Origin of the sequence: Gemmata algarum, assembly GCF_034097035.1 — a bacterium.
Lineage (GTDB): Bacteria > Planctomycetota > Planctomycetia > Gemmatales > Gemmataceae > Gemmata > Gemmata algarum.
On sequence record NZ_JAXBLV010000038.1, the window covers coordinates 1 to 4,942 of the forward strand.

Annotated in this window: 5 protein-coding genes; 4 read left to right on the forward strand and 1 reads right to left on the reverse strand. The window is 73.0% G+C overall.

The features are described from left to right. The first annotated feature begins 391 nt into the window (after nt 1-391). The 4 genes from R5W23_RS05685 (at nt 392) to R5W23_RS05700 (ending at nt 3,848) form a co-directional block, all read left to right on the forward strand. On the forward strand, nt 392-2,578 hold the full coding sequence (locus R5W23_RS05685) for an ATP-binding protein (protein WP_320685495.1): 2,187 nt from the start codon (nt 392-394) through the stop codon (nt 2,576-2,578). A gap of 103 nt (nt 2,579-2,681) precedes the next feature. Further along, nucleotides 2,682-3,023 carry a hypothetical protein gene (locus R5W23_RS05690; RefSeq protein ID WP_320685496.1) on the forward strand — a complete coding sequence of 114 codons (342 nt, stop codon included), beginning with the start codon at nt 2,682-2,684 and terminating at the stop codon, nt 3,021-3,023. Nucleotides 3,024-3,054: 31 nt separating this feature from the next. Further along, entirely contained in the window at nt 3,055-3,465 is a 411-nt protein-coding gene (locus R5W23_RS05695) for a hypothetical protein (protein WP_010040528.1), read from the forward strand. Beyond that, nucleotides 3,462-3,848, forward strand: coding sequence for a hypothetical protein (locus tag R5W23_RS05700; protein WP_320685497.1), 387 nt, complete (start codon nt 3,462-3,464; stop codon nt 3,846-3,848). Before R5W23_RS05695 ends, R5W23_RS05700 begins: the two co-directional genes overlap by 4 nt. A gap of 13 nt (nt 3,849-3,861) precedes the next feature. Here R5W23_RS05700 and R5W23_RS05705 read toward each other — a convergent pair whose 3' ends face one another. Continuing rightward, entirely contained in the window at nt 3,862-4,317 is a 456-nt protein-coding gene (locus R5W23_RS05705; RefSeq protein ID WP_320685498.1) for a response regulator, read from the reverse strand. Nucleotides 4,318-4,942: the final 625 nt, after the last annotated feature.

Sequence of the window (4,942 nt, forward strand, 5' to 3'; positions counted from 1 at the left end):
TTCTCGGCGCCACCCCCTCCCTTCCCGCCGGCCCACGGAAGCTCCGCTGACCGGGCCGGCGAGCACGGCGAGGGGGCTGTGGGGTAGGTTGTCTTTCCTCCCCTCCCTTCAGGGAGGGGTTGGGGGTGGGTTGCCTTCCTCCCCTCCCTTCAGGGAGGGGTTGGGGGTGGGTTGTCTTTCCTCCCCTCCCTTCAGGGAGGGGCTGGGGGTGGGTTGCCTTCCTCCCCTCCCTTCAGGGAGGGGGGCCGGGGGGTTAGGTCTCCGCACCGGGCGCGATTTCTGCTGTACGGGCGCATTCCGGCGAAAGCGCGCACGAGTCGCACGCGCCCGCGGGACGGCCCGTACAGTAGTGTGGACCTGTCTACTGGCGCCGTTGCGCAACGGAGAACGCATGTCCTCGGCCACGAGCACGGTCGATCTGGTCACCTGCGAAAGCGAGCCGATCCACATCCCCGGGCGGGTCCAGCCGCACGGGGCGCTGCTGGCCGTTTCCGAACCCGACGGGGTCGTGGTTCAGACCAGCGCGAACTGTGCCGCGCTGCTCGGGCTGCCGGAGCTGCCGCTCGGGCGCCCGCTCGCCGACGTGCTGGGCCGCGATCTCACCGCCGCGCTCGCGGCGCCCGACCCGCGCCCCCTCGCCCCGCTCCCGGTGAGCGTCGGCGGGCGCGCGTTCGATGTCATCGCGCACCGGCACGCCGGCCGCCTTATCGTGGAACTCGAGCCCGCCGCCGGGGGCACGACCGCGGACCCCGACCGGCTCGTGCGGTTCACCCTCGCGAACCTGCGCAACGGCCTTCACCTTCAGCCCTTCTGCGAGGTGGTCGCGCGCGAGGTGCGGGCGCTCACCGGGTACGACCGCGTCATGGTCTACCGGTTCGACCCGGACTGGAACGGCGAGGTGTACGCCGAGGTCAAGCGCGACGACCTGGAGCCGTTCCTGGGCCTGCACTACCCGGCGTCGGACATCCCCGCCCAGGCGCGGCGGCTGTACCACCTGAACCTCGTGCGGCACATCCCGGACATCACCTACGCCTCCTCCGCACTCGTGCCGGAGCTGGACCCGGGCACCGGCGCCCCGCTGGACCTGAGCCACGCGGTGCTGCGGAGCGTGTCCCCGATCCACGTCGAGTACCTCAAGAACATGGACGTGGCCGGGACGCTCACGATCTCCCTCCTGAAGGACGGGCGGCTGTGGGGGCTGGTCGCGTGCCACCACTACGCCCCCCTGTTCCTGCCGTACCGGGTGCGGGCCGCGTGCGAGTCGCTCGGGGTGCTCGTGTCCCTCCAACTGTCCGCCAAGCAGGACGCCGAGGACCTCCGGTGCCGGGCGGCGGCCCAGGAGCGGCTCGGCCGGCTGGCCGCGGCGCTGATCGGCGACGACCCGGTCGCGGTTCTGGCCGAGCAACCCGACGACCTGATCGGGCTGACGCGCGCCGCCGGCGCGGCCGTCGTGTCCGGCGGGCGGGTGACGCTCGCCGGCGCCACCCCGGGCGCGGAGCAGGCCGCCCGGGTGGCGCAGTGGCTCCGGGACGGCAACCGCGGCGAGTATGACACGCACGCGCTGCCCGCCGCCGTGCCCGGCACCGATCCGGCGACCGCCAGCGGGCTCCTCGCCGTGCCGCTGGGCGGCGGCGACTACCTGCTGTGGTTCCGCCCGGAGCTGATCGCCTCCGTGCGCTGGGCCGGCGACCCGCACTACAAGCGGGTGGTGACCGGCCCGAACGGCCCGCGGCTCTCGCCCCGCGGGTCGTTCGCGCTGTGGCGCGAGGAGCAGCGCGAGAAGTCCGAGCCGTGGGGCGCGTGCGACCGGGAGGCCGCCCACACGCTCCGCGGGATGGTGCTCGCCGCGCTCGCCCGGCGCGGGGCCGGACTGGAAGCCGAGGCCCGGCGCCGCGACGCGTTCCTCGCCGCCGTGGCCCACGAGCTGCGGAACCCGATCGCCCCGATCCAGAACGCCGCCCACCTCGTCCGCATGAGCGCCGGGGGGAACCCGGTCGCCGCCCGGGCGGCCGACATGATCGAGCGGCAGACCGGGGCGCTGCGGCGCATCGTGGACGACCTGCTCGACGCCAGCCGCGCCGGCCAGGGGAAGCTGCGGGTCGATCTGGCCCCGCTCGATCTCGCCCCGCTCGTGCGGGCCGCGGCCGAGGACGCCCGCGCGGCGCTGGAGGCGAACGGGATCGCCCTCGAGGCCCGCACCCCGGCGGCCCCGGTGCGGGTGCGGGGCGACGCCGTCCGGCTGCGCCAAGTGCTCAGCAACCTGCTCACCAACGCCGGGAAGTTCACCGACCGGGGCGGCCGGGTCACCGTCGCGCTTGGCGCCGATGAGGGCACCGCGTCCCTGTCCGTCGCCGACACCGGCATCGGCATCGCCGCGGCGGACCTGCGGCGCGTGTTCCAGGCGTTCGCCCAGGCCGAGGGGGCGCTCGAGCGCAGCCGCGAGGGGCTCGGGCTCGGGCTGGCGCTGGTTCGCTCGATCGCCGAGCTGCACGGGGGCAGCGCCGCCGCCACCAGCGCCGGGCTCGGCCACGGCACCACGTTCACCGTCCGGCTCCCGCTCGACACGCCCGCCCCGTGAGACCGCCGGACGAAAATCGGCACCCCGTTCTTGCGTCCGCCGGCGCCGCGCGGTACTGGTCGATGCGTGCCGGGCGCCGCCCGGTCCGTCCGGAGTCGCCCCCATGTGGTACGCCCTCGCGATCGTCGCCGCTCTGGTCGGGTACTGGTCGGCGCGCTACTGGCTCGCGTTCCGCCGGGTGCGGGCACTCCAAGCAGGGCTCGACAAACTCGGCGACCCGCTCGGCCGCACCCGGGCCGAAGTCGCGGCGGCGCTGGGGCCGCCCACCCGCGTACCGGAGCCCACCGCCGACGAGGAGCTGATGATCTGGGTCGAGAAGGGGCGGTTCTCCCTGCTCGACGCCTACACCGTCTCCGCCCACGTGGAGGCCCGGATGCGCTTCCGGGACGGCGTGTGCGTAACCCTCAACGACTCCGGCGGCCCCGACCCCGACCGCCGGATCTGATCCGCGCGGCCACCCGCCACCGGGCACCGACATGGCACTGGTCCTGATCCCCGCCGTCTTCGTGCTCCTCGCCTGGGCCAACACCGCGGCCGTGCGCGCGCTCCGGGCTCGGCGCGCCCCCGGCGGCTGGTGGGCCGCCCTGGCGGTGCTCTGGCTGGCCGGGGCCGCGGCCGGCGCGTGGGGCGGGTTCTTCGCGAAGTACCAGGCGTCGCCCACGCTCCGGGTGTACGGTCTGCCGCTGCCGATCGGGGCCGCAATCCTGGTGGGGCCGCCGGGACGGGAGCAGTGGGTGGGGTACGCCTCACCCGCCGGGGTTCTGCTCGCCGCCGCTAACGTGCCGCTCGTCGCGCTGCTGGCCGGGAGCGCCGTCGGCCCGGTGTTCTGGTTGCGGCACAGGAGCCGCTTCCGAACCGCGGGCGGGCACGGAGGGCACAGCGGATGAAACCCACATCACGGGTGCGGTCGGCCGCGGTGGTCGGCGTGCTGGTCATCGGGCTCGAAGCCGTCCTGATTTCCTTTCGCGCCCCGGCCCCCGCCGCCCCGCGGGTCGAGCAAATGGAGCGGGTCGTACCGGGACTGACCGAGGCCGAAGTCGTCGCGATGCTCGGGGCGCCCCCGGGCGACTATTGCAGCGACCCGGGCCGCTTCACCGTCGACCACCACAGCCTCTCCCAGGTGCCCATCGACTTCGAGCGCGACGCGCACCGCACCGCGTTCTGGCGGATCGACGAGGCCCGACTCGAGGTCCGGTTCGGGGCCGACGGCCGGGTCGTGTACCGCCGCGTCTGCGAGTCGGTCGATCAGCGGCCCCGCGCCCGCCGGTAACCGCCCCCGCCCGCTACTGCACCGCCTTGGCGTCCGCCGCCGGCTTCTGCCGCGCCTCCCATGCGTGCCACAGTTTGTCCACCACGGTGACCAGTTGGTGCGGGTCCACCGGCTTCACTAGGTGCAGGTCGAACCCGGCCGCCGCGATGCGCCGCCGGCTGTTGTCGTCGTTCATCGCCGTGAGCGCGACCAGCACCACCGGCCCGGCGCCCGGGTCCGGACGCAGCCGGAGCGCCAGCTCGTCACCGTCCATTCCCGGCATGTTCAGGTCCAGCAGGCACACCCCCGGGTGGAACGTTTCCGCCAGCGCCAGGGCCGCCGGCCCGCTGTAACAGGCCCGCGCCTCGAACCCGACGGCGCACAGCAGCTCGACGGTCGTGTCGGCGGCGTCGCTGTTGTCGTCCACGCACAGCACCCGCAGCGGCGGACCCGGCTCGGTCGTACTCTCTCCCGGTGACTCGGCACACATGACGGCGCGCTCGGATTGATGGTTCGGAGGCTGCGCGACGTGCGGCGCCGTCCGCTGTCGGGACCGTCCGCAACTCCCAGGCCGAGCCCGAACGGAATTTGTGCGAAGAGAACAAGTTACACGTTTTTTGCTCCCGACTGATAGCCGCCAGATATTCACCGCAGGCGCGAATCCCACCCTCCCGTTTGCCGAACCGCTACCGATGGTTATGCCGGTCATTTCCCAACCACTTTTTTCCTGTGTGGCAATTCTGGCAGTCCGAACCTTGCTTTTTCCCACACCGAAAGGGTTCTGGCGCGCGACCGCCGTCCGAGAAGCGAAGCGGCCCGCGCCGATCACGATCGCCATAAGAGCCACACCACTAAAGCGTTACACCACGACACCCGGTCACCACCGCTACCACAACCGTTCGTCTCCGACCACGTTTGCGGAGCTTGGAAGGGCGTGATTCGTGGGTAGCGCCCGCCCAGCACCTGACCAGCGAACCGGCAGTCGATCGGCAGCGAATGTCTCGTCGGTGCCCCATCGACAGCCGACCGGCAGCGCTGTAACGGGAGGTTACAGAAGGAAAGGCCACCTAACCCCCCGGCCCCCTTCCCTAAAGGGAAGGGGGTGGCGCCGAGAG